Source organism: Brevundimonas sp. GN22, from assembly GCF_054824005.1.
On the sequence record NZ_JSYD01000060.1, the window covers coordinates 1 to 24,546 of the forward strand.

Annotated in this window: 20 protein-coding genes; 8 read left to right on the forward strand and 12 right to left on the reverse strand. The window is 61.6% G+C overall.

Annotated features, from left to right (window positions below):
• Positions 1 to 896: CaiB/BaiF CoA transferase family protein (locus OB03_RS08865; RefSeq protein WP_461343885.1), on the reverse strand; the 896-nt coding region annotated here is incomplete at its 3' end.
• Positions 897 to 1,479: 583 nt separating this feature from the next.
• Here OB03_RS08865 and OB03_RS08870 point away from each other — a divergent pair.
• Positions 1,480 to 2,301 carry a GntR family transcriptional regulator gene (locus OB03_RS08870; RefSeq protein WP_461343886.1) on the forward strand — a complete coding sequence of 274 codons (822 nt, stop codon included), beginning with the start codon at positions 1,480 to 1,482 and terminating at the stop codon, positions 2,299 to 2,301.
• A gap of 60 nt (positions 2,302 to 2,361) precedes the next feature.
• On the opposite strand, the gene OB03_RS08875 is transcribed toward OB03_RS08870, so the two are convergent.
• On the reverse strand, positions 2,362 to 3,858 hold the full coding sequence (locus tag OB03_RS08875) for an aldehyde dehydrogenase (RefSeq protein ID WP_461343887.1): 1,497 nt from the start codon (positions 3,856 to 3,858) through the stop codon (positions 2,362 to 2,364).
• 229 nt (positions 3,859 to 4,087) lie between these two features.
• Between OB03_RS08875 and OB03_RS08880 the strand changes: the two genes are divergently transcribed.
• Positions 4,088 to 5,299 (forward strand): FAD-dependent oxidoreductase, encoded by a 1,212-nt coding sequence (locus OB03_RS08880; protein WP_461343888.1) that lies wholly within the window; start codon positions 4,088 to 4,090, stop codon positions 5,297 to 5,299.
• 60 nt (positions 5,300 to 5,359) lie between these two features.
• Here the strand turns inward: OB03_RS08880 and OB03_RS08885 are convergent, their stop codons facing one another.
• On the reverse strand, positions 5,360 to 5,659 hold the full coding sequence (locus tag OB03_RS08885) for a hypothetical protein (protein WP_461343889.1): 300 nt from the start codon (positions 5,657 to 5,659) through the stop codon (positions 5,360 to 5,362).
• A 33-nt stretch (positions 5,660 to 5,692) separates the two neighbouring features.
• Complete coding sequence (locus OB03_RS08890) at positions 5,693 to 6,508, reverse strand: maleate cis-trans isomerase family protein (protein WP_242914002.1); 816 nt, start codon at positions 6,506 to 6,508, stop codon at positions 5,693 to 5,695.
• 119 nt (positions 6,509 to 6,627) lie between these two features.
• Here OB03_RS08890 and OB03_RS08895 point away from each other — a divergent pair, with 119 nt between their 5' ends.
• Positions 6,628 to 7,752: a class I SAM-dependent methyltransferase gene (locus OB03_RS08895; protein ID WP_461343890.1), complete on the forward strand. Its 1,125-nt coding sequence runs from the start codon at positions 6,628 to 6,630 to the stop codon at positions 7,750 to 7,752.
• Between the two features lie 133 nt (positions 7,753 to 7,885).
• On the opposite strand, the gene OB03_RS08900 is transcribed toward OB03_RS08895, so the two are convergent.
• The 8 genes from OB03_RS08900 to OB03_RS08935 form a co-directional block, all read right to left on the reverse strand.
• Positions 7,886 to 10,060: a TonB-dependent receptor gene (locus OB03_RS08900; RefSeq protein ID WP_242914004.1), complete on the reverse strand. Its 2,175-nt coding sequence runs from the start codon at positions 10,058 to 10,060 to the stop codon at positions 7,886 to 7,888.
• Between the two features lie 212 nt (positions 10,061 to 10,272).
• The gene (locus OB03_RS08905) at positions 10,273 to 11,082 is read right to left on the reverse strand and encodes an alpha/beta fold hydrolase (RefSeq protein ID WP_461343891.1); all 810 of its coding nucleotides are present in this window, start codon (positions 11,080 to 11,082) and stop codon (positions 10,273 to 10,275) included.
• Positions 11,079 to 12,527, reverse strand: a complete 1,449-nt coding sequence (locus OB03_RS08910) for an FAD-dependent oxidoreductase (RefSeq protein WP_461343892.1) — start codon at positions 12,525 to 12,527, stop codon at positions 11,079 to 11,081. The genes OB03_RS08905 and OB03_RS08910 overlap by 4 nt, the downstream gene beginning before the upstream one ends.
• A gap of 46 nt (positions 12,528 to 12,573) precedes the next feature.
• Positions 12,574 to 14,106 carry an ABC transporter substrate-binding protein gene (locus tag OB03_RS08915; protein WP_461343893.1) on the reverse strand — a complete coding sequence of 511 codons (1,533 nt, stop codon included), beginning with the start codon at positions 14,104 to 14,106 and terminating at the stop codon, positions 12,574 to 12,576.
• A gap of 1 nt (position 14,107) precedes the next feature.
• Positions 14,108 to 15,001, reverse strand: coding sequence for an ABC transporter ATP-binding protein (locus tag OB03_RS08920; RefSeq protein ID WP_461343894.1), 894 nt, complete (start codon positions 14,999 to 15,001; stop codon positions 14,108 to 14,110).
• The gene (locus tag OB03_RS08925; RefSeq protein WP_461343895.1) at positions 14,998 to 15,813 is read right to left on the reverse strand and encodes an ABC transporter ATP-binding protein; all 816 of its coding nucleotides are present in this window, start codon (positions 15,811 to 15,813) and stop codon (positions 14,998 to 15,000) included. The genes OB03_RS08920 and OB03_RS08925 overlap by 4 nt, the downstream gene beginning before the upstream one ends.
• A complete protein-coding gene (locus OB03_RS08930; protein ID WP_461343896.1) occupies positions 15,810 to 16,622 on the reverse strand; it encodes an ABC transporter permease in 813 nt (270 codons plus the stop codon). The genes OB03_RS08925 and OB03_RS08930 overlap by 4 nt, the downstream gene beginning before the upstream one ends.
• Complete coding sequence (locus OB03_RS08935; RefSeq protein WP_461343897.1) at positions 16,619 to 17,554, reverse strand: ABC transporter permease; 936 nt, start codon at positions 17,552 to 17,554, stop codon at positions 16,619 to 16,621. Before OB03_RS08935 ends, OB03_RS08930 begins: the two co-directional genes overlap by 4 nt.
• Positions 17,555 to 17,845: 291 nt before the next feature.
• Between OB03_RS08935 and OB03_RS08940 the strand changes: the two genes are divergently transcribed.
• The 5 genes from OB03_RS08940 to OB03_RS08960 all read left to right on the forward strand — a co-directional run.
• Entirely contained in the window at positions 17,846 to 20,662 is a 2,817-nt protein-coding gene (locus OB03_RS08940; protein ID WP_461343898.1) for a M14 family metallopeptidase, read from the forward strand.
• Positions 20,663 to 20,807: 145 nt separating this feature from the next.
• Positions 20,808 to 22,028, forward strand: coding sequence for an acetyl-CoA acetyltransferase (locus OB03_RS08945; RefSeq protein WP_461343899.1), 1,221 nt, complete (start codon positions 20,808 to 20,810; stop codon positions 22,026 to 22,028).
• 82 nt (positions 22,029 to 22,110) lie between these two features.
• Positions 22,111 to 22,551 (forward strand): nuclear transport factor 2 family protein, encoded by a 441-nt coding sequence (locus OB03_RS08950; RefSeq protein WP_461343900.1) that lies wholly within the window; start codon positions 22,111 to 22,113, stop codon positions 22,549 to 22,551.
• On the forward strand, positions 22,548 to 24,353 hold the full coding sequence (locus OB03_RS08955) for an AMP-binding protein (protein ID WP_461343901.1): 1,806 nt from the start codon (positions 22,548 to 22,550) through the stop codon (positions 24,351 to 24,353). The genes OB03_RS08950 and OB03_RS08955 overlap by 4 nt, the downstream gene beginning before the upstream one ends.
• Positions 24,350 to 24,546 (forward strand): nuclear transport factor 2 family protein (locus tag OB03_RS08960; protein ID WP_461343902.1); only part of this gene is annotated, 197 nt, incomplete at its 3' end. The genes OB03_RS08955 and OB03_RS08960, both read left to right, overlap by 4 nt.

Genomic DNA, 24,546 nt, shown 5'->3' on the forward strand with positions numbered 1-24,546 from the left:
TTGGCGACGCGGTCGGCATTCTTGGCAAAGCGTTCGTCTGTGCCCAGTTCGGGCTGGCCCAGCGACTCGCACAGTTTGCGGAACTGCCCGTCATTTCCCACGGCGATGATGATCATGCCGTCCGAGCAGGGGAAGGGCTGATAGGGCGACAGGTTGGGGTGGGCATTGCCCATGCGTGTCGGCACCTTGCCGGAAACGAAATAGTTGGTCGCCTGATTGGCCAGAACCGCGGCCTGAACATCGAATAGGGCGATATCGATATGCTGGCCTTCGCCTGTCGCGCGCGCGTGCCACAGGGCCGCAAGGATGGCGTTGGAGGCATAGAGGCCGGTGAAAATGTCCACGACCGCGACGCCGACCTTCATCGGCTCGGCACCGGCTGCACCATCCGGCTGGCCAGTGATGGACATCAGCCCACCCATGGCCTGTATCATATAGTCATAGCCGGCACGGAGGGCGTCCGGCCCGTCCTGTCCGAAGCCGGTGATCGAGCAATAGACAAGGCGCGGATTGATGGCCGACAGGCTGGCATAGTCCAGCCCGTATTTCTTCAGCCCCCCGACTTTGAAGTTTTCGACCACTACATCGCATTCAGTCGCCAGTTTCCGAATCGCATCGGCCCCTTCGGGCGAGGCCATGTCGAGTTCGACCGACTTCTTGCCGCGGTTGGCGCACAGGAAATAGGCGGCGTCCCCCCGCGCGCCATCCGAAGTCGTTGTAAAGGGTGGGCCCCACTGCCGAGTATCGTCGCCCATGCCGGGGCGCTCGACCTTGACGACCTCGGCCCCCATATCGGCAAGGGTCTGCGTCGCCCAGGGTCCGGCCAATACGCGAGACAGATCGAGTACACGCACGCCGTGCAGCGGGCCGTTCGGACGGAGGGTCTGCGAGGTCATAGGCGTCAGATAGCAGGAGTCTGTCGTGGCAGGCGATAGGCGACTAATGCGCATAGCGACCTTCGTCTGCCTTTGTTTGGCTAAGGTTGGTCTATATTATCAGCGATCAGTAACCGACCGCATGTAGGCTCGCGTAGCGTTTGAGCGGCGGATCGGCAGCGCCTGGTCAGTGGCGCGTACGTATTGTCACTGATAGCGATCGCGTCCTGAAGTTGTACAATAGGTATCTAAGTTCGTACCTCTTGTTGTGGACTGCGAACAGTAGGCGCGCTTTGGCGCGTATCAGTAAGCGTAATCAGTAAGCGTATTTAGTAAGCGTAGCGTACCTAAGGGCGGCGGGTCGAACCGTCGCCCTTTTTGGTCGCCTGCAGATGATCTTGCGCATTCGGCATGGCCATTTAAACATCGCGCACTCGCGACAGGGAGCCGTTTCCACTGTCGCATGATAAATAACGATATTATTTGTATTTGCGCATTCTCCGCGACATGCGGTAATGCGCGTTCAGTTCTTAATTTCCTCGGCCGCGTGCTTTCATGATTTGGCCGTCGAGATCCCAGGGTCGCGACTTGAAAGGGTGGCAATTTGCAGCGTTCAGCTGAATCCGGGAATGGTGGCTCGCGTCGTAGTCTCAAGGCGCAAGGAACGGGCAGCAGCCTGCCGGTTTACCACCAGCTTAGCTCTATCTTGCGACAGCAAATCAAGGATGGTGTCTTCTCGTCGGGGAAGGCCATGCCGTCCGAGATGCAGTTGTCGCAAACCTATGATGTTTCGCGCGTGACCGTTCGTCGCGCCCTCGAAACCTTGGAAAAAGAAGGCTTCATCGTGCGCCGCCATGGCGTGGGCACGTTTGCCGCGCCGCGTCCGGAGACGGCCACCAGCACGATCAACCGTGTATCCGGTCTGGTCGAGAACCTGATCACGCTGGGGCTGGAAACGACGGCGCAATTGCTGTCGTACGTACCCGATGCGCCAACGCCACCAGTTGTCTTGCAAGCCCTACGTCTTGAGCCCAGAGACACAACCCTGCGTATCGAGCGTCTGCGCTTCTACAAAGACAGGCCGCTGTCGCTGTCTCTGGTGTATGTGCCGCATGACTTCGCCCATCTGGCTCCCGAGCATCTGATCGACGACCGGCCGATCATCCGGCTGCTGGAAGATGGCGGTCTGCGCCCTGACCGTGCGGAGCAGACCATCAGTGCTGTTCCGGCCGATGACGAGGCCGCTGCACGTCTGAATGTCGGGATCAGCATGCCCTTGCTGCGTATGCGCCGGACGGTGTTTAGCGTCGACGGCCACCCGCTGGAGCATCAGGTCGGCCTGTATAACCCCGACCAGTACGAGTATCACATGATGCTCACACGCGATAATAGCTCGGCCCGCCCGCAGTGGCGCCATATCGGCTAATCTTCCGCGTGCGGTAAGACAAAAAGAAGGGGCGATCCGATAGATCGCCCCTTTGTTGTATCAGGCCCCGAACTTGCGCAGCGGCACATCGGCGATGGGGATTGTTGTGGTCTTTTCTTCGGTGAAGAACGCCATGGAGGAGGTCGCACCGTCGCGGCCGAGACCAGAATCCTTCACGCCGCCGAACGGGGCGCGGAGCTCGCGCACCATCGGAGTGTTCACCCACATTAGGCCGGTGCGGATGGCCTGACTGACGCGCAGGGCCTTGTCGACGTTCTGGGTCCACAGATAGCCGACCAGACCGAACTGGCTCTCATTGGCCATGCGAATGGCGTCTTCGGCGTCGGAGAATTTCACGAAGGCGGCGAAGGGGCCAAAAATCTCTTCCTGACACACGCGGTCCCCGTTGCTGGGGGCCAGCACAGCCGTCGGTTCGATGTAGTAGCCGTCGCGATCCAGCGCCTTGCCGCCGGTGAGCAGGGTTGCGCCCTGTGACTGGGCAATGTCGACGTAGGACAGGATGTGTTCGCGGTGGCGTGCCGAGGCGATAGGGCCGATCTCCGTCTCGTCCGAGAGCGGATCACCCACCTTGATCTTACGGGCGCGCTCGACAAAGCGACCGACGAAATCGTCAAAGATCGAGTCCTCGACCAGAATGCGCGAACCGGCAAGGCATTGCTGGCCGTTGTTCGAGAAGATGGAAACCAGCGCACCGTCCAGCGCGCGTTCCTGATCGGCGTCTGCGAAGATGATATTGGCCGACTTGCCACCCAATTCCACTGCGGCAGGCTTCAAGCGACGACCGGCGGCCTGCATGATGGTGCGGCCCGTTTCGGTCCCACCCGTGAAGGCGATCAGATCTACGTCTGAGTGATCAACGAGTGCCGAACCGGTGGTCTGGCCCCGACCGTTGACGAGGTTCACCACGCCCACAGGGGTGATCTCGTTAATAATCTCGACCATGCGCGCCAGCGAGAGCGGGGTCTGCTCCGACGGCTTCAGGATGCAAGCGTTGCCATAGGCGATGGCCGCCGCGACCTTCATCGAGGCCAAGGCCAGCGGCGAGTTCCATGGCGCAATCAGAGCGGCTACGCCGACCGGATGGCGGGTGACGAAGGTCAGATAGTCCTTGTTCTGTTGCCAGACCTGCCCGGGTTGCTGGCTGATGACCTCGGCGAAGAAGCGGAAGTTGTAGGCGGCGCGCACGACCTGACGGCCCAGCACGTCACGGCGCACGATGCCGGCGTTCAGGGTCTCCAGCGTCGCCAGTTCATAGGCATTGGCATCGATGGCATCGGCGATACGGCACAGGATGGACTGGCGCTCTTCAATCGCCATCCCTGACCATTTCGGATCGTTGAAGGCGCGTCGGGCCGAGCGGACAGCGCGGTCAACTTCGTTGGCGTCGGCCTCCTGAAGCTCTGAGATGATCTGGCCGTTACCGGGATAGAAGGTCGGGATACGGTGTCCGCCCTGATCGCCTACCCACTGGCCGTCGATAAAGCTGGTGACCAATTTTGGAGCGAGGTCGAACGGGTTGGACGTGCCGGTAGCCATTACTCAGTTCCTGTACGATGCCGTCAGGCAGCATGATTAGTGGTCTTGAACCTAATACGTCTTAAGCGTGACGGGCAAGACCAAGACTGGCGTTATCAAAAGCCTGATCGCGTTCAAAGCGCAAATATCGTGCGCGGATGCGGCGAAAGCGTTGCAGGCTCCAAAATAGTGTTGTCGTGCCATCGGATAATGTATTACATCGAATACAAGTTAGATTTCGGGGTGAGTTATGGTCCAAGTCGGGGGGCAGATCGACACGCAAGTCGTGATCGTGGGGGCAGGGCCTGTCGGCCTAAGTGCGGCTCTGCGCTTGGAAGGCTTCGGCATTTCGGCAGTTGTGCTGGAACAGGAACAAGTCCTGCCCGAAGATCTGCGCGCATCCACATTCCATCCGCCGACGCTCGATATGTTGGCGCAGTACGGGGTGGCTGACGAACTGATCGCGCAAGGATTGCGCTGCGATCATTGGCAAATCCGCAACCATGACACCGGCGACAAGGCTGTTTTCGATCTGTCCTACCTTGTAGGCGAAACGGACCACCCCTTCCGGCTGCAGTGCGAACAGTTCCGCCTCTGCCGCATCCTGGAGGCCCGGCTGGCTTATGCCCGCCACGTCCAGATCCGCATGGGCGCACAGGTGGTCCGCGTTGATCAGAACGATACCTCTGCCCGCGTCGTGTATGAACAGGACGGGCAAGAATGCACGATCACGGCGAAGTATGTGATCGCTGCAGACGGCGCGCGCAGCACGGTGCGGGGCCTGTTGGGTTGGGAGCTGGAAGGTAAGACCTATCCAGAAACTACCATCCTCGCGATTACCGACTTCCCGTTCGAGGAGCACCTCGAGGGACTGTCCAACGTCAACTACTGCTGGACCGAAGGCGGGACGTTCTCGCTGTTGAAGCTGAAGGATTTTTGGCGTTGCAGCCTGTATCCGAGAGGCGAAGAGAGCATCGACGACGCTCTGGATCCGGCATCAATCGAAGCCAAGCTTCAGGGCATTGTGGCGCGTGAGGAGCCGTACAAGGTTCTGGAAATCCGCCCCTATCGCGTGCACATGCGCATCGCGCCGGACTATCGCAAGGGTCGCGTGATCCTCGCGGGGGATGCTGCCCATATCAACAGTCCGTCGGGCGGCATGGGTATGAACGGCGGCGTTCACGATGCCTTCAATCTGACCGATAAGCTCCATCAAGTTTTGAGCGGTGCCGACGAGGGGCTGCTTGATCTCTATACGCGCCAGCGCCGTCCGATTGCCGAAAGAGAAATCCTTGCCCAAGCGGATAAAAACCGCAGCCGGATGCAGGAACGCGATGGCGAGCGTCGCAAGGCAATGATGGTCGAGATGCAGGCCATGTTGTCCGATCCGGTCCAGCACAAGGCCTATGTCATGCGCTCCTCCATGATCGATGGCCTGCGCAAGGCGGCTTCGATCACCTGATCGGAGCCAAACCAGATATGGAAAAAGGCCGGATCGCTCCGGCCTTTTTTGTCTGTGGGTTCAGCCCTGGAGTTTTGCGCTGTCGCTCAAGACGTCAATCTCTTCTTGCAGGACGTAGAAGACACGCTGGGTAAAGGCGGCATGGCGTTGACGGCGCTCTTCCATGTCCTCGGGCGTGGGCTGATAGCTATCGATGGCATCCTTTGCCATCACGCCATTTGCAGCGAGCACCGACTCCAGCGTGACGACGCGGTCGCACAGGGTGGCAACCTCGGCCGTCAGGGCCGTGATAATTGCTGTGAGGCGGTCGTTGGCGGTGTCCTCGAAGAAGGTCGGACGCGGTTGTTTGGGAGAGGCCATTTGAACTCCGGAACGGCAATAGGCGATTAGAAATCAGGCTTGGGTGAGGCGTGCAAGCGCCGTGGGGAAACGGGCGGCGAGCCGGTCACGCCAGGCTGCGTCCCGCGCCAGCCATTGCTCCAGCGCCATACCCTGCCCAAGGTCCTCGCAAACCGCCCAAGCGGTCGCCAGGTTGGAGGACAGGATTGGCGTGTCTGACTTCATCGAAGCGACTGCCAGCGCAGGCAGGCTGGGGGCACCGGTGCCGGTGGCCACCACGGCATCGATGCGTTTGACCGACGCAGCTTGTTCCAGCACGGCCAACAGGTCGGACGAGGTCTGGGTATAGATGGGGTGTCCAGCAACCTTTGACTTGGGGGCTTGTAGGACGAATGCGGGCTGGAACCCCTGCGCTTCCCAATAGGCGGTGGCCGGATCGGTCAACGAGGGCGGGTAGGGGCTGACGAGTGCGATCCGCTTTGCGCCCAGTGCGTTCAGCGCGCGCTCGACCGCACGGGCCGCGGCGATAAGGGGGAGGGTGTCGTGACTGCGTTCGAAGGTAGAACCACAGCGCTGTTCATCTGGCAGCAGATAGGACGACCCCGTGCAGGCAAAGGCGACGGCATCCAGCGGCGCGTCTCCAAACGGCTCCATCCAGCGCGGGATCTGCTGCTCGTAGGCCCGCAAGCGCGCGTGCATATCCTGTGATGGCGCAAACATGCGGCCCGTCAGGACATTGAAGTCCGGCGGCAGCAGGGTCGAAATCTCCGGCTCTGACGTCGGATTCTCTGCGGGCGTGAGTAAGGCCACGACCGCCGCAGCCCCCAGATCGGGGCGGGGACTGGCTATGTCTGTGCAACCGGTGTTCATTATGTCTGCCAACTAAGGCCGGAAGCGTTAAACGACGCTTTCGGAGAGCTTGTATTTGATATAATACATCCTAAAGCGCTTTCGTCATGCTAGAAAGTGCATACGCTGGAGGGATGCGCATGATTATCGACCGTACAGCCACGCACGAGATGTTGGCACGACCGACCCATGACGAGGCGGCGCGGACCCAGTATATCGTGCAATTGAAAAACCACCTGCGTCGTTTCGAAAACGCCAACCGCGTTGCGCTGGAAAACCGCGCGGGACCCGCTTTCAAAGTCATAACGGGCCACGAGCCGCAGACGGTCGAAGATATCACGGCGGCAATGGTCGATGATCCTTTCTACCAGATCTGGAGTGCATTCAGCCGTAGCGCACAGGATGTGATGTGGACCTCGGTCGGCACGACCATCCATCGTGAACTTCCGCGCATGACCGAGGTCGCCGCGCGTCTGGCCAATGCGCCGGCGGGCGGTACGTGCGAGACCAGCCCTGATTTCAAAGCCCCCGCTGACGCCTATGCCGCGCACATCCACGGCCAGCCGGGCGGCTATATGCTGGGTGAAGAGTCCGCGACCGATTTCGTGGCGGGTGCCTTCTACGAGAGCGGCGGCAATGCCTATTCGCTGGGTACCGGTATCGGCATGCGCGACTCCAAGTCGGCGGCCATTATCGAGTTTCTGAAGGCGCGCTATCCCGACTTCAAACCGCGCCGCATTCTTGATCTGGCGTGTTCGTCGGGCGGTGCGACGGTGGGATATTCGGCAGCCTTCCCCGAGGCAGAGGTCTATGGCGTGGACGTGGCACCGGGTTTGCTGCGCTATGCCCACCTGCGGGCCGAGGCTATGGGTCTGAAGGCGCATTTCCGCCAGATGGACGCGGGCGCTCTGGATTTTGAGGACGACAGCTTCGACCTCGTGATCTCGCACAACATGATGCACGAGGTTTCCCGCGAAGCTCTGGGTCGCATCTTCTCCGAGGCGCGCCGCGTGGTGAAGCCGGGTGGTATCGTGGTCCATCAGGATGTGCCGGTGAAGGGCGCGGACTTTACCCCGTTCGAGAAGTTCATCTTCTCGTGGCAGACCAAGAATAACGACGAGCCCTTTTGGGACGACTTCACCGAGGCTCATGTACCGTCGGTGATGCTGGAAGCCGGTTTCAGCCAAGACGAAGTGCTGGAGACGACCGTGAAAATGCGCGACGGCCCGCGCGCCTGGTACGTGGTGTTGGGCCAGAAGACGTAAAACCCGCGAACCTTCCTTGCAGAAAGGCCCCGACCTTATGGATCGGGGCCTTTTTGTTGGGCGGTGAGCGGAGACCAAAAAAGAAGCCCGCAGCGGGTGCTACGGGCTTTTTAGTTTGCTCACCGTCTAAGGTTTAGAAGTTCGCTTCATAGGTCAGGCCGAACTGGCGACCGCGCGGCAGGGAGCCGACGAAGCCGCGTTTCGGGCTGGCAGCGAAGTCCGAGTAGCGGACGATACCGACTGGATCGATGTTGTCGAAGATGTTGCGGCCGAACAGGATCACGCGGTGCGGACCACGCTCCCAGCCCAGCTGGATGTTGGCGGTGTCGCGACCGTCAACCCAAGCGAGGTTGGCGACCTGATCGTATTTCTTGGAGCGGAACGCATAGGTGCCGTCCACGAAGAAACGGTTCTCGCCCATGTACCAAGCGTAGTTGGTGCCCAGCGAGTACTGGATCTTCGGAGCGTTCGGGATGGCATTACCCGAGATGTCGGAGCTGCCGCCGGTCAGGGCCGGAAGGTCCGGATCGAAGGCCTTGGTGTATTCGCTGTCAGCGTAGGCGAAGGTACCGCGCACCAGCCAGTCGGCGGTGATCTTGCCTTGGGCTTCGACCTCGATACCCTTCACCTCGACTTCACCCACGTTGCGGATGAAGGAGACCGTCTCGGTCGAGGACAGCAGGGCGACCTGGGTCATCTGCTGGTTGGTCCAGTCGATGAAGTAACCTGCGACGTTCAGGCGGACACGACGGTCGAATAGGTCGCTCTTGAAGCCGACTTCGTAGTTCCAGGCGGTTTCTTCGCCGTAGGAGCGGTCAGCTGGAGCCAGACGCACGTCGGTGTTGAAGCCACCCGGCTTGTTACCCTTGGCCACGAGGCCGTACAGCATGAAGTTTTCGCTCTGCTTGTACGACAGGGTCACGCGCGGGTTGGTCGAGCGATAGGTGGCACCGAGGTTGAAGTTGGAGTCGCCACCGGTCAGCGTCAGTTCTTCTTCGGCGACACGCAGTTCAGCGGTACCCGACAGCTTGTCGGTGAAGTCGTAACCGACCAAACCGAAGGCAGCGAGGTTGCTGGTTTCAATGGTGCCGTTGTTCTGCAGCGCATTGGTCACGTAGCGGTAACGGCCGTCCCAGCGATCGCTGTTGAAGTAGTAGGCACCGGCCATCCAGCGCAGGCGCTCGCCTTGCGGAGAGGTGACGCGGAACTCCTGGCTGACGCCATCGATGTCGATCTGGTCGTTCACGTGCAGCGAACCACCCAGCAGGCGGGTCGGCTGGTAGTCGAGGTCGGCCTTACGGTCTTCTTCCGACTTGTTGTACGCGGTGATCGACGTGAGGGTGTAGCCGTTCAGATCGTATTCGGTCGTTAGGCTGAGACGGCCCGTCTTGCGCTCTACACCGCCACCGTCGACTTCATCCAGATTGAAGCCGATCATGTCGGGCGTGACGTTGATCGCGCCGCAATAATACTGGGTGCGCGACGACAGATAGCAGTTGTTCGCCGAGGCGCGCTGCATGGCCATCGGCTCATGGCCGTCGTCATTGTGGGCGTAGGACGCACGCAGCAGGAAGCTGAGGTTCGGGGTCGGGGTGTAGTTCAGCGCCAGCGTACCGCCGACGGTCTTTTCCTGACCCAGCATACGGCCGTCGGAAGAGTCGCCCGGCGCGTTGTTACGGTACTCGCCGCCATAGGTGTAGTAGTTGAACGATGCCTGTGCCGACAGCTTATCTTCAACGATAGGACCCGAGATACCGGCCAGCAGATTGTATTCGTCGTGCTGGGCTGCGGTGGCGCGCAGCAGGAGTTCGCGGTCATTCGAGGGGCGACGGGTGGTGTAGCTGATGGCACCCGAGAAGGTCTGGCGGCCATACAGGGCCGATTGCGGGCCCTTGATCACTTCGATCTGGTCCACGAAGGCCAGTTCGGTCGCGAACAGCGAGTCAGGAATATAGACACCGTCAACAAAGGACGCCGCGTTCGGAGAGCCAAACACGTTGGCCTGACCGCGGATCACCGGACGCTCGAAACGGCGGCCCTGATCCTTTTCGATGTTCAGGCCCGGAGCAACCGAGGAAAGGTCGGCCACTTCGCGTACGCCGCGACGCTGCATGTCCTGCGCGTTCATAGCGGTGATGGCGAGGGGCACTTCTTGTAGGCGCTCGCTGGTCTTGCGGGCGGTGACGATGATTTCGTCAACCTGAACTGCCTGATCTGCACCCGCAGTTTGAGCCATAGCTGGCAGTGCAGCACCGGCAATGATTGCAGCAAGGCTGGTCCCCGCCAGCTTTATTGCGCGAATGGCCATTAAATTCCCCTCCATGCGATCGAGCGCACATGTATTATATATAATACGTTTGAACACTGTACGCCCACCGGTGGTCTGTCAATCACGTAAAGACGTTCGAAGAAACCCAAAAATCAGCGATTTTTCGCGTGCGGCATATGGATCACACCCGTTGTAATCTCAGGTGGTTTTCCTTAGAGGACTGCAATTGCATACCTTTTAGGAGCCGTGGACTACAGCCCGCGCCCTTTAAGGTAGGCCGCGCACGCGCCGGACCAGATTCCAGGCTGTTCAATAATATTCGCGGAGCCTCCATCCAGCGGCGCGATCTGCCATTCGGGATGGATCTTCATAAAGCGTTCGGCGTGGTGCCCGACGGGGTCAAGACGACTGGCAAGGAGCAGGGCTGGACTGGCGATCAACGGCAGAACGGCCTGCAGGTCGAAACGATAGGCGGCGCTGTGGCCGTGATCTTGGGTGATGTCGTTCAGATAGTAAGCCAGATTGGCGAGATGCAGGCTCTCGACCGAGAGACCGGGATCGGCAAACCCGCGCATAAAGGCCCAACGGTCAGCGAAATGCCCTCCACCCTCCTGCGGGCCAAAGGCGCGGTGCGGTGCCTGCTGTCGCTGGGCGCGCTCCTCGGCGGAATATAGCGGCGGATTATCGAGGACCAATGCATACACCCGCGAGGGAGCCAATACGGCATAGGCGGCGGCGATTATGGCACCGGTATGGTGACCACCCACGACGGCAGTCTCGATGCCCATCGCCTTGAGGGTAACCTCCAGATTGGCGGCATAGTCTTCGATGGTGGGTGCAAACGGCGGTGCATCGGACAGCCCATAGCCCGGCGTATCCGGCGCGATGACCTGCCAGCCTGCCGCAGCCAGAAGAGGTGCCAGTTTGTGGAACTGCATACCGTTCCATGGCGTCTGATGTAGCAGGACCAGTGGGCGGCCTTGGCCCCATTGTCTGATGTGAACCTGTCCCCACAATCCGGTGACATAGGATCGGCGTCCGGAGAGAAGGGGTGTTGTCATTGGCCTTCCCCTAACGGGATCAGGCGCTGACCCAGAAGACGGCCAAACGTCAGGGCGGGCGTGGCCATCATGCCTCCGCACACGGCGCGTCCCATGGTCTGGCTGGCGCCGATGATCTCGCCTGCAGCCCACAGGCCGCGGATCGGCTGGTCGTCATCGCGGACCACGCGAAGGGACTTGTCTACGCTAAGGCCGACCGCGCTGGAAACGGCCGCGCCTTGCGCGCGGATGGCGTAGAACGGGCCGATTTCAATGGGGGCGGGCAGGTGTTTGCGCCCGAAGAAGTCATTGCCGGAGGCGACGCCGAAATTATATCCGCGAATGGCGCTGAGCAGACCTTCGGTGGCTATTCCCGCCCGGTCGGCCAACTCTTCCAACGTGTCGGCCTTATAGAAGTACGGGCGGTCATCAGCGAACAGGGCGGCAATGACAGCGCTGTCAAAACCAGCAATGAAGGGCGGGGCCTGCTCTAGAATGCTTTGGTCGAAGATGACCCAATATCGCTGGTCCGGTTGTTCCAACAGGGCATTTTCGCGGGCGTCCACGGATTCCATATCCTCGCGCACAAAACGGTGGCCATGGACGTTGACGTAGATTTCCCACGGAAGGCGCTTCTGAGGATAGGTATTCAGGCGTCCGACCATGCCGGGCTTCGGCTGGTCACTGTCCAGCAGGAAGCCGAAGTTACAGAAGAAGTTCTCGCCCCCCCGCAGCGTACCACCGACAGATTGCCCCAGCGTGTAGCCATCGCCCTGTGAGTGGCGATAGGGCAGGTTGGTATAGAGAGGACGCCCGTTCAACTCGGCATACATCTCCGGATTGGCGGTGTAGCCTCCACATGCCAGCACGGTGCTGGTAGCGTGGAAGCGATGCGCCGCGCCATCAGCATCAGTCGCCTCGACACCGATCACATTGCCTGCATCATCGGTCAGCAGACGGCTTGCACGGTGCTGGAGGCGTACCTCCAAGCGGCCTTCTGAGACAGCCTGTTCGACGGCAGCGACCAGAACCTTGCGCACTGATGCGCCGCCCTGCTGGCCCCAATAATAACGAGCGCGGCTATAGGGTTCGTGGCCTACGCCATCCACCGGACAAGCCGGATCGACGTCAAAACCTTGATCCATTAGCCAGTCGAAGGTGTCGGCGGCATTCCATACCGCCAGCCGCACCAAGTCTTCGTTCACCGTGCCCCGGCTGAGGCGCATGATGTCGTCCAAGTGGGCTTGCGGGCTATCCTCGATGCCGCGCTCTTTTTGCAGGCGCGTGCCCGCGGCGCTGAGCTGGCCGTTGGCGACCCACAGCGTGCCGCCCAGTACGTCTGCTGTATCGAGGAGCAGGACCTTGCTGGACCGCTGGGCCGCAAAGATGGACGCTGACAATCCCGCTGTACCGCCTCCAATAACGATGAGGTCCCAAACGTCGGTCGAGGCGGTCGTGTCAGTCATCGGTAACTCGGGAGTGCACTGGCGGATGGACGCGAAGGCGGTGGCCTTAGCGGTTCAGGGTCATCTCTTCGTAGACGGGAACGCGGTGGCGGATTTTCACATTGCCGACGCGCGGGCTGTAGGCGAACAGGTCGCGGTGCTCGAGCAGGAACACCGAGGGGGCCGCCTCGTGGTACATGCGACCCAGCTTCTGATAGGCGATCAGGCGCTGGTCCGTATCCATGATCTGGCGAGCCTTCTCCAGTTCGGCGGTAATGGTCTCATCGCAGAAGAAGGGCACGCGGCGCCCGCAGGAGAAGTCCTCCATGGCGCGGGTCGTGTCGTAATACTGGAAGCTGTTCCATGACAGGGCCAGAGCCTCGCCCGCCCAGCTATTGGCCTGATACTTTGCCAAAAAGTCCGGCATGGTCATGACCTTCAGCTTGGTGTTCACACCCACGCTGCGCCAGTATTCGGCGACGGCCTGCGAGATAAGGTCATCGCCGGGCGCGGCGTCGACCATGACCTCCATCGTCAGGTCGAACCCGTTCGGATAGCCCGCCTCGGCCAGCAACTGCTTCGCTTTGGCCGGATCGTATGGATAGGGGCTGATGGTCGGATCATAGCCGAACACGCCCTCGGCAGCGGGCTGACCCGAGGCCCTGGCCCCTTCGGGCATCAGGGCGACGATGGCGTCCTTGTCGACGGCATAGTTGAGCGCCTGACGGACGCGGACGTCCTTCATCGGGCTGTCGTCAGGGCCGCCGACATTGCGGAAGCTATAGGCTTTGACCTGAGCCGAGGGCGACGACAGGACGTGGTAGCCCTTGCGGTTCAGGCGCTCCAACTCTTCCAGATCGACCAGCGAGAAGTCGATGTCGCCGGACAGCAGCGACTGGGTACGTCCCGCCGCGCTGGGCAGTTCATAGAACACCACGCCCTCGATCTTGGACGGACGCCACGACTTCTCGTTACGCACCAACGTTAGTTGGCGAGACCGTTGGTCCCAGCCCGTCATAGTGAAGGCACCCGTGCCGACAGGCTGGCGAGCGAAGGCTTCCATGCCCATGGACTTTACAGCCTCGGCATCGACCATCATCACAGCGGCCAGACGGCGCGGCAGAACGGGGTCGGGACGGGCGGTGACGATCTCGAGTTCCAGCGGGCCGACCACGCGGGTCGAGGCGATGCCGCGGTTCTCGGCACCGATCAGGCTGCGTTTGCCTTCTTCCGACGCCAGATAGTCGAACACGCCCTTTGCGGCGGCGGCATCGAACACGCGGCCGTTGGAGTAGGTGACGCCCTCGCGGATTTTGAAGCGCCAGACGGTCGGCTCGACCAGCGTCCATTCTGTCGCGAGGCCAGCTTTCAGTTCGCCGTTGTCATCAATAGCGGTCAGGCCATCGAAGATCGCCAGCCAGATCAGCGAACCGGGGCGGCTGTTTCCACGGAAAGGGTTGCCGAGGCTGGAGGGCAGGGAGCCCGCAGCCACACGCAGCACCTGATCGTTCTGCGGCGCGGTAGGACCACAGGCAGCGACGCCCAAGGCCGCAGCGCAGGCCATGCCTGCCAGCAAGGATTTGAACGAAGTCATCTTCATCTTACGCCACACCTTCGCCGGACGGGGCCATTCGGGCATCGCCGCGAATAATGTCCATCACGCCGGCCAGAACGCCGTCATCTATTGCCGCACCATCTTCCAGCAAGGCGGAAAGGCGCGGGTCGGCCAGTGCTGCCGTCGGGTTCAACGCCGCCGCCAGCAGAAGCTGGGTGTAGGCGCTGCGCGGGTTGTAGAGCACCTCAGCGACCTGACCATGCTCGACAATCTGGCCTGTCTGGATGACGCAGACTTGATCGGCCATACGGCGCACGCTGCGCATGTCGTGCGACACGAACAGCATGGCCAGACCCAGTTCCTTGGTCAGGGACTGGAGCAGGGCCGAAATCTTGTCCTGATTGGCGAAATCGAGTGCCGACAGGGCCTCGTCTGCGATCAGCAGTTGCGGCTCCATAGCCAAAGCGCGGGCGATAGCCAGACGCTGCTTTTGACCACCTGAAAGGGCAGCGGGGCGCAATTCGGCGAGGCGGTCGTCCAGATGCACCAGTGCCAGCAGTTCCTTGATACGGTCCTGACGCTGGGAGGCGGTGCGGCCACCTTTGACCAACAGTGCCTCGTCCAGAATTTGGCGGGCGGTGTGGCGCGGGTTCAAACTGGCACCCGGATCCTGAAACACCATCTGGATGGCGTGCAGCGTGGCCTTGGAGCGTTTGCGCAGCGGCAGCAGCTTTTGCCCGTTCAGCAGGATTTCACCCGCCGATGGGTCGACCAGACCGGCAACGGCGCGCACCAGACTGGACTTGCCAGAGCCGGACTCGCCCACGATGGCGGCTACCTGTCCGGCTGCGAGCGTCAGCGAGGCATCGGCCAGCACCGTCTTCCTGGATGGGCCGTCACCATAGGCGACGCTGACGTCCTTGATCTGCAGCAGGGTCATTGGCCACCTCCGTGCGTAAGCGTGCCAATCGGGGCAGCGGCCAGAAGCTGGCGGGTAAAGTCATGCTGTGGTGCCGACAGGATGGTACGTGTCGGACCTTCCTCGATGATCTGCCCTTCGAGCATCACAACCAGACGGTCGCAGATGGCGGCGGCGGCGGCGATGTCGTGGGTGACCATCAAGCCCGCGCTGTTCGATACCTTGCGGCGCATCAGGGCGAGAATTTGCAGTTGAACCGTCGGGTCCAGCGCCGTGGTTGGCTCGTCTGCCAACAGCAGGGCCGGATTGTTGATAAGCGCCAGACCGATCATCGCCCGCTGGCGCTGACCGCCGGAAAGTTGGTGCGGATAGGCATCGACGCAGGCGCTGCTCCCGGGCAGATGCATCGACTTCAGAATGTCGATGGCGAGCGCGCGGGCTTCAGCTTTCGACAGGTTCTGATGACGGCGGGCCGATTCAATCAGGATCGAGCCAATGGTTTTGACCGGATTGAACGACGACAGCGGGTCCTGGAAGATCATGCCGATCTGGCCACCACGGATGGCGCGCCATTCCTTTTCCGAACGGTTGTCGATCCGTTGGCCGTCGAGGATGATCTCGCCCGCGGTCATGCGCACGCCGGTCGGCAACAGCCCTGCGATACCGAAGCAGGTCAGGGTCTTGCCCGAGCCGGACTCGCCCACCAGCCCGAGGATTTCGCCCCGACGGATTTGCAGATCGAGCGATGGCACCAGAACGCAGCCACCTTCGACGGCTTCAAGACGGAGGCCGTTGACGTCGAGCGCGATATCGGAATGGGTGACGGCGCTCATCGGGTGATGTTCCGCAGATACTGGCCCAGACGGTGGGCGGATACGATGATGATCACCATGGCGAATGCCGGAGCCAGCGTCAGCCAAGGCGCTTCGAGCATGTAGCCACGGCCTTCGCTCAGCATGGCCCCCCAAGTTGCGGCACCAAGCGGCGCGCCGATGCCGAGGAAGGACAAAGCGCCTTCGGCCACGATCATCTCGGCAAAGTGGAACACCACCAGCACCGACAGGGTGGGGATCAGCGCCGGCAGGACGTGATGCAAATATAGGCGCATCTTGGACATGCCGGTCATCTCGGCGGCCTGGACGTATTCGCGTTGGAACAGGCTGCGGGCCTCGGCATAGACAACGCGCGAGAATACTGGCCACGTCACCAGACCCAGCGTCAGGGTCAGGGCAACAAAGCCGCTGTCACCCAAGATGGCGATGACGGTCACGGCCATGACGAAGGACGGGAAGGACTGGGTAAAGGTCGTCAGCAGGCGTAAGGCCGAGCCCAGAATGCCGCCCTTGTGGGCAGCCAGAATGCCGAAGGTCGAGCCGATACAAAATGCGATGACCGTGGCGCAGAACGCAGCCCCGACCGACCAGCGCAGACCCGTCAGCAAACGGGCAAGTTGGTCGCGGCCCAGCTCATCGGTGCCCAGCAGGTGATCCGGTGACAGCGGTGGCAGCAGACGCGCCGTCAGGTCGATTGCACGGTGGTCGTGGCCGGACAGCGCATCACCCAACACCATGGTCAGGGCGCACACGACACCGACCATGCCCAGCGGCAGAAGGGGGGAGCGGATGATCTTGGCGAGGCTCATTTGTCCGCCCTCGCGCCAACGCGGATGCGAGGATCCAGAATGACTTGGACGGCTTCGGTCAGGGCGTTGCTGAGGAAGACCGAGATGACCATGACAATCACCACCGCCTGAACGACAGGGAAGTCGAGGTTCAGCGTGGATTGCACCAGCAACCAGCCGATGCCCGGCCATGCAAAGATGGTTTCGATTACGACGAGGCCCGTCAGCATAAAGGCGATCTCGGCACCGATCAGGGCCACGGCACCCAGCAGCGAATTGGGCAGGACGTGACGCCACAGGATCACATTGTCCGATGCGCCGATTGAACGGGCGGTACGCACAAAGTTGGCGTTGAGCGCGGCCCATGTATTGGCTTCGACGACGCGGGTCAGCTTGGGCGCGAGGAAGCAGACCACCGAGACGACGGGCAAAATCCACGTCGCCGGACCCGAGAAGCCGATGGACGGCAGCCACTCAAGGCTGGCCGCGAACAGGTTGATCAGCAGCAGGGCGATAACAAAGCCCGGGAAGCCCTGAAGGACCGAGAGAAAGGCACGCACGGCCTTGCGAGATCTCGATGTCTGGCTTTGGCCCAGCCATGCACCCAGCGGTAGCGAAACGATCAGGTTGAGGGTGATGGCCATGGCCGCCAGCATCAGCGTGGCGGGCAGGGCGGCCAGTACCTTTTCCATCGCAGGGGTGCCGTCCAGCAAGGACTTGCCGAAGTCACCCTGTGCAAGACGGAAAATCGTGGAGACGAACTGCGTCACCAGCGGCTTATCGAAGCCGTTCTCGACGCGAATGGCCTGAATTTGGTCAGCCGTCGCGCCTTCGCCCGCCAACACTATGGCCGGATCGCCCGTCAGGCGAAGCAGGAAGAACAGGACGGTGACGGTCGCCAGCAGCACGAACGCGAAATCGCGAAAACCGGACAGGAGTTTGCGGATAGCCACGGTCACCGGCTCCGGACCGGCCGGCGGATTGCTCCGGCTCTGGTTGCGTAACGCATCATTCCCCCACTCAAGCTACGTTCGCTGAACCTATCTCGCCCAACGCCGCTAGGGTAGTGCTAGCACGTATTCAAACAAATACAACATGCGCGATTTCTCGTTTATAATCGGCGGAAATGCACAGGTACGTCGCGTGAACACGCAGAGTTTGACGCCAAGCTCAGGCGTTGCGGTTCTCATTGTCGTCCGGATTGAATACCAATGATGCGCTCAGTCGAGCGTGTGAGGGGAAATATGAAGCGTATCAAGACACCCGCGGGCCTTGCCGCCCTGCTGCTGGCCGGAACCTGCCTGACGGCTCCGCTGGCTCTGCCAAGCCTCGCTTTGGCGGAAGTGACTGCCGACGGCACCACGACCGAGGCCAGTCCCCTGACACCTGCCGTTGCAGGTGTGACCGCGCCGAAGGACTTCTTCCCGCAGGAGCCTGGCACCGACTATTATCTGGCGAATTACACCCAGTACGAAGCCTATCTGAAGCTGCTGGACCAGCAGTCGGATCGCATGAAGCTTGAGAGCTTTGGTACGACTGAAGAGGGTCGCACCCAGTGGATGGCCATTGTCTCCACGCCGGAAAACCTCGCCAATCTGGAACGCTATAAGGACATCGCCCGTCGTCTGGCCAAGGCCGAAGGCGTGTCGGAAGACGAAGCCCGCCAACTGGCCGCCGAGGGCAAGGCCGTGGTATGGATCGATGCAGGCCTGCACGCCACGGAGACCGTGACCACCCAAGGGCAGGTCCACGTCCTATACCGTCTTTTGACCGGTCAGGATGCCGAGACGCAGCGCACGCTGAACGACACCATCCTGCTGTTTGGCCACGTCAATCCGGACGGTCTGGAACTGGTCGCAGACTGGTATATGCGCAAGGACAAGCCTGAGGAGCGTTCGTTCCGCGACATCCCGCGCCTGTACCAAAAGTACACCGGCCACGATAACAACCGCGACTCCTATATGGTGACGCAGGCCGAGACCGAGAACGTCAACCGCATCCACTATCGCGAGTGGTTCCCGCAGATCGTCTATAACCAGCACCAGACCGGCCCGCGCGGCATGGTGGTGTTCATCCCGCCGTTCCGCGATCCGTTCAACTACAACCTCGACTCGCTGGTGATGACGACCACGAACGAGCTGGGCACCGCCATGCACAGCCGTCTGGTGTCCGAGGGTAAGGGCGGCTCGGGTGCCGATACCGTTGCCAGCTATTCGACGTGGCACAACGGCATGGTGCGTTCGACGCCCTATTATCACAACGCCGTGGGTATCCTGACCGAGATCATCGGTGGGCCGACGCCGGAAGACATCGCGCTAGTGCCCGAGCACCAACTGGCACGCAGCGACCTTCCGCTGCCGATCGCGCCGCGCAAATGGCATCTGCGCGACAGCATTGACTATCAGTGGAGCATGAACCGCGCGGTCATCGACTATGCGGCCCGCAACCGCGAGCGCGTGCTGTTCAACATGTGGCGTATGGGCATGAACGGTATCGAGCGCGGCTCGACCGATACGTGGCAGATTACGCCTTCGGACGTGGACCGCCTGCGTGCTGCGGGTGGTGAAGGCCAGCGCGGTGCCGTGGATGCGGGCCTGATGGCCAGCGTCATCCGCACGTCGGAAAACCGCGAGGCGCGCGGCTATATCATCAACCCCGAAACCCAGCGCGACCTGCCGGCCTCGGTGGCATTCCTGAATACGCTGATCAAGAACGGCGTGGACGTCGAGGTGGCCGAGCGTCCGTTCACCGTCAACGGCACCCGCTATCCGGCAGGTTCGTATGTGGTGAAGACGGCGCAGGCTTATCGTCCGCACGTGCTGGACATGTTCGAGCCGCAGGATCACCCGCACAACACTGACTATCCTGGCGGCCCGCCCAAGCTGCCGTATGACGTAGCGGGCTACACGCTGGCCTATCAGATGGGTGTGAACTTCGACCGCATTCAGGACGGTTTCGAGGCTCCGACCACCAAGGCAACCGACGTGCTGTCGGCTCCCGCGGGCCGCGTGATCGGTTCGGGCCGTGCAGGTTATGTGATCGGTCATGAGGCGAACAACAGCTTCATCCTCACGAACCGCCTGCTAGCCGCTGGCATCAAGCCGGAATGGATTTCGCAGTCGGTTCGCGCCAATGGCGAGACGCTGGGCGCAGGTGCGATCTGGGTTCCGGCTTCAGAACAGGCGACCGCTATCGTACGCGAAGCGGTCGGCCCGCTGGGCATTGATGCCCACGCCGTGGCGCGTCGTCCGGCAGGCGACGGCATGGCCCTGAAGCCCGTGCGCGTGGGTCTAGTGGATCGCTATGGCGGTGTGATGTCGTCGGGTTGGACCCGCTGGCTGCTTGAGCAGTACGAGTTCCCGTTTGAAGTGGTCTATCCCAAAGCGCTCGATACCGAGGACCTGAATGCCAAATACGACGTGCTGGTGTTCACCGACACCGCCGCGCCGACACTAAGCTATGCGGGCTATCGTAATGGCGGGGCATGGTCGCAACCGGCACCGGAGACGGTTCCAGACGAGATGCGTGGCTGGCTGGGCGAGGTGACAGCTGAAACCACCGTCCCGCGCATTGCCGAGTTCGCGCGCAAGGGCGGGACTGTTGTGACCATCGGCAACTCGAACCGGCTGGCGCATCTGTTGGGCGCACCCATCGAGCCTGCGTTGGTAAATAACGAGAACGGGCGCGTCACTCCGCTGGCGACCACGGACTTCTTCCTGCCGGGATCGGTCCTGTCGGCTTCGGTCGAGACGACCAATCCTCTGGCCTATGGCATGCCAGAGCAGGCCGACGTCTTCTTCAGCAATGGGCAGACGTTCCGTGTGACGGGTGAGGGCGCGAAGACCGTGGTCACGTTCGACAGCGAAAATCCGCTGCGTAGCGGCTGGGCGCACCATCCGGAGCGGCTGAAGGATACCGCCGCTGTGGTGGATGTTGATCTGGGGGAAGGCAAGGTCTTTGCCTATGGCGCAGAGGTGACCCAGCGGGCCCAACCGCACGGCACCTTCCGCCTGTTCTTCAATGGCTTGCTCTATGGACCGGCCAGCGCAGGACGTGAATGATCCGGCGGATTTAACCATCGCTTGAATTATGGAGGGGGCAGTTTCGGCTGCCCCCTTTTTCATGCGCAGAGGTTCTCAATTAGACACTTGCGTTATGAGACTGACTAAAGCAGTCTGCGTTCTTGGATCAGTGGGAGGACGGGTCATGGTCTATGTGCTTGGCGGTTGGCAAAGCGACTTTTCACGCAACTGGGCGCGCGAGGGGATGGAGATCGCCGACGGTTTTGCCGAGGCGTTGAACCACGGTCTGGAAGCCGCCCAACTGGATCCGACCGAGATTGAAGTGGGACACGTCGGCAACTTCGTCGGCGAACTGTTCTGCGGACAAGGGATGATGGGCGGCCTCTTCGCCCAGACGGACCGTCGCTTTGATGGCATGCCCACAGCCCGCCATGAGGCGGCCTGCGCGTCCGGCTCGCTGGCGATCATGGCCGCAATGGCCGAGATCGAAGCGGGGCGTTATGACACGGCCTGCGTGCTGGGGCTGGAAATGATGCGCAATGTGCCCGGTCAGGTCGCAGCCGAACATCTGGGCGCTGCGGCTTGGGCAGGCCACGAGTTCACTGACACCCCGTTCGTCTGGCCGCGCGCCTTTTCGGACATTGGAGACGTTTATCAGGAGCGTTTCGGTCTGAAGCACGAGCATCTGGCCCGCATTGCCGAGATCAATTTCGACAACGCCAAGCGCAATCCAAATGCCCAGACCCGCAAGTGGCAGTTTACGCCCGCCAGCTTCACGCAGGACGACGAGGCCAACCCTGTCATCGAGGGCAATATCCGCCGTCAGGATTGCGGGCAGGTGACGGACGGTTCGGCCGTCGTGTTTCTGGCATCGGAGCGAGCCGCAGCGGACTATGCCCGCAAGCGCGGTCTCAGCCTTGAGCAACTGCCGCGCATCAAGGGGTGGGGCCATACCGGTGCGCCCTTAAGCCTGCGTTCCAAACTGGAAGTGATGGACGATGCCGGCTGGATGTTCCCTCATGTGAAGAAGGCAGGCGAGGACGCGCGCCACCGTGCGGGACTGGGTGATGTTTGGGACGTCGATGCGGTGGAGACCCACGACTGCTTCACCACCACCGAATATATGGCCATCGAGCATCTGGGCCTGACTGCTGCGGGCGAGGCATGGAAGGCTGTCGAGGACGGCACCATTGCTGCCGGTGGTGCCCTGCCGTTCAATCCGTCGGGCGGCCTGATCGGCCTTGGCCACCCTGTTGGCGCGACCGGTGTACGCATGGTGCTGGATGCCGCCAAACAGGTCAGCGGCAAGGCCGGAGACTATCAGGTCGAGGGTGCCAAGAACGTCCAGACGCTGAACATCGGCGGTTCGACCACTACGACTGTGAGCTTCGTCGTAGGCACCTGAGGTGGCGCGGCTAAACCATTAAAAACAAACGTCGACCGGACCCGATTAAAGAGGTTCGGCGACAAGCGGGGAGAATAGAGAAATGGCCAATATCGAACGGTTGCTGTCGATGATCGACGCGTGGGCGCGTAAGGATCTCGACGCCGTAATGACCTTCCTTCACGACGATATCGAGTGGAACAACTCGGGCGGGTTCCGTCCGGTGATCAAGGGTAAGGCTGCCATGCGCGAAGCGCTGGACGCCATGGCCGCTAATATTGCCGAGAGCCGCTGGCGCTTGTTCGACTATGTCGAGGAGGGCGACCGCCTCTGGATGGAAGGCGCGGACGAGTTCATCCTCAAGGACGGCAAGCGCATCGCCATCCCCTACATGGGCATGCTGGAATATGAAGGCGGCCTGATCCGCTACTGGCGCGAATATTACAACGGCTATCTGCACACCACGCAGGGCAAGACCGGCGAGGTCGCCCCCGAAGCGCAAGTGATGCTGGACCGTCCGGCTATTACGGGTCCGAAGGCATGACTGCTGCGCCGCTTATGGGCCTGACCCGCGAACAGATCGCTGCTGCGCCGTTGCGTGATGCCTCGCTTCTGCCCGTGGACATCGAGGCTCGCCGCGAAGCTGATGGCACATTGTACCTGCAGTCGCGCATTCCGCTGGCTCCGTATGATTTCAACCTGCCGCGCCGGTTTGCCGAGGGCGCAGCACGCCAAGGTGACAAGGCCGCGATTGCACGTCGCGCGCCGGGCGGTGGTGACTGGATCAAGGTTTCCTATGCCCAACTGAAGCGTGATTGCGACGGCTTCACCCAGTGGCTGCTGGACCTCGAGGTTCAGGGCACTGTGCTGTTGGTGTCGTCCAACTCGTCGCTGTTCTCGACCGTCACCTATGGTGGTTGGGCGTCGGGCCGTCCGGTCTGTCCGGCTAGTCCGATGATGGTGGCACTGGGCGGCGATCTGGGCCGTCTGCGCCACGTGGTGAACAAGGCCAAGCCGGCTGTAATCGTGGCCGAAACCGCCGCTATCGCAGCGGCTTTCGCCAAGATCGATACGGGCAATGCCATCATCGTCTGCGGCGAAGATGTCGAGGGCACGACCCCGTTTCCCTCGGTCATCGCCACCGAGCCGACCGAGGCTGTTGCCGCCAGCATCGAGGGGCTGAAGCCCGATACCGTATCGGCCTATATGCTGACTTCCGGCTCGACCGGATTGCCCAAACTCGTGGAGCTGACCATCGGTGCGCTGGGGGCCAACACCGCCCAGTGCCAACAGACTGTCGGCAAGGCCGCGGGCTGGAGCGATGTGATGATGGATTGGCTTCCGTGGCACCACGCCGCCGGTGCCTTCGCCATGCGCACGACCCTGCTGGAAGGCGGCACATTCTACATCGACGACGGCAAGCCCATGCCGGGCCTGTTCGACCAGTCGATCCGCAATCTGACCGAAGTCAGCGTCGGATATTACAACAACGTGCCGCTGGGCTACGTCATGCTGGCCGATGCGCTGGAAGCGGACCCGGCGCTGCGCAAGACCTTTTTCGAACGCGTGCGGATGATGCTGTTCGGTGGTGCAGGCCTGACGCAGGCTGTGTTCGACCGTCTGCAAGCGTGCGCAGTCTCGGAGTGCGGCCACCGCGTCATGCTGACCAGCGGCTATGGCTCGACCGAAACGGGCTCGGCCATCACCGTCACCCACTATGAGACGGACAAGGTGGGACTTGGCCTGCCGGTGCCGGGCTGCATCCTGAAGCTGGTTCCGGTTGGTGACCGCTATGAACTGCGCGCTGCTGGCCCGAGCCTGTCGAACGGCTATCTGGACGAGCCGGAAAAGACTGCCGAAGCGTTCGATGAAGAAGGCTTCTATCGCTCGGGCGACCTGTGCGTCTTCCATGATCCGGAGCGCCCCGAACTGGGTCTGGCCTTTGCAGGCCGCGCTGCCGAAGAGTTCAAGCTGCTGAACGGCAACTGGGTCTATGGCGGCCACCTGCGCGAGCAGATCCTGAAGCACCTCGACCCGCTGGCGCTTGATCTGGTGCTGTGTGACGAAAACCGTCCGTATCTGACGGCCATCATCTGGACCAAGGCCCCCAATGCCGAGGCCGAGATCGCCGAGCGCCTGAAGGCGTTCAACGCGGACCAGTCGGGCGGCAACCGTATCCGCCGCATCCTGTTCCCGACCACGCCGCCGAACCCGAACGCCCACGAACTGTCGGACAAGGGCACGGTGAACCGCCGCGCTGTTCTGGATAACCGCAAAGACTTGGTCGAGCGCCTGTTCGCCGATCAGCCCGACGAGGGCGTCATCATTCTGGAGGCGGCAAAATGAGCCACCACCCCGAGATTCAGGCACTGCTGGACAAGCAGGCCATTACCGAAGTGATCCATCAGTACCTGCGTGGTGCAGACCGCGCGGACGCTGAACTGATCGGCCAGTGCTATCATCCTGATGCGTGGGAAGACCACGGCGGCATCTATGATGGTCCGGCCGACGCCTATGTGGCGGTGATGGCCAAGATGCT

Bases quoted from the DNA above. Each gene is read 5' to 3' on its own strand.
- OB03_RS08875 (WP_461343887.1), bottom strand. From the start codon at position 3,858: ATGGCTACCGGCACGTCCAACCCGTTCGACCTCGCTCCAAAATTGGTC.
- OB03_RS08880 (WP_461343888.1), top strand. From the start codon at position 4,088: ATGGTCCAAGTCGGGGGGCAGATCGACACGCAAGTCGTGATCGTGGGG.
- OB03_RS08885 (WP_461343889.1), bottom strand. From the start codon at position 5,659: ATGGCCTCTCCCAAACAACCGCGTCCGACCTTCTTCGAGGACACCGCC.
- OB03_RS08890 (WP_242914002.1), bottom strand. From the start codon at position 6,508: ATGAACACCGGTTGCACAGACATAGCCAGTCCCCGCCCCGATCTGGGG.
- OB03_RS08895 (WP_461343890.1), top strand. From the start codon at position 6,628: ATGATTATCGACCGTACAGCCACGCACGAGATGTTGGCACGACCGACC.
- OB03_RS08900 (WP_242914004.1), bottom strand. From the start codon at position 10,060: ATGGCCATTCGCGCAATAAAGCTGGCGGGGACCAGCCTTGCTGCAATC.
- OB03_RS08905 (WP_461343891.1), bottom strand. From the start codon at position 11,082: ATGACAACACCCCTTCTCTCCGGACGCCGATCCTATGTCACCGGATTG.
- OB03_RS08910 (WP_461343892.1), bottom strand. From the start codon at position 12,527: ATGACTGACACGACCGCCTCGACCGACGTTTGGGACCTCATCGTTATT.
- OB03_RS08915 (WP_461343893.1), bottom strand. From the start codon at position 14,106: ATGAAGATGACTTCGTTCAAATCCTTGCTGGCAGGCATGGCCTGCGCT.
- OB03_RS08920 (WP_461343894.1), bottom strand. From the start codon at position 15,001: ATGACCCTGCTGCAGATCAAGGACGTCAGCGTCGCCTATGGTGACGGC.
- OB03_RS08925 (WP_461343895.1), bottom strand. From the start codon at position 15,813: ATGAGCGCCGTCACCCATTCCGATATCGCGCTCGACGTCAACGGCCTC.
- OB03_RS08930 (WP_461343896.1), bottom strand. From the start codon at position 16,622: ATGAGCCTCGCCAAGATCATCCGCTCCCCCCTTCTGCCGCTGGGCATG.
- OB03_RS08940 (WP_461343898.1), top strand. From the start codon at position 17,846: ATGAAGCGTATCAAGACACCCGCGGGCCTTGCCGCCCTGCTGCTGGCC.
- OB03_RS08945 (WP_461343899.1), top strand. From the start codon at position 20,808: ATGGTCTATGTGCTTGGCGGTTGGCAAAGCGACTTTTCACGCAACTGG.
- OB03_RS08950 (WP_461343900.1), top strand. From the start codon at position 22,111: ATGGCCAATATCGAACGGTTGCTGTCGATGATCGACGCGTGGGCGCGT.
- OB03_RS08955 (WP_461343901.1), top strand. From the start codon at position 22,548: ATGACTGCTGCGCCGCTTATGGGCCTGACCCGCGAACAGATCGCTGCT.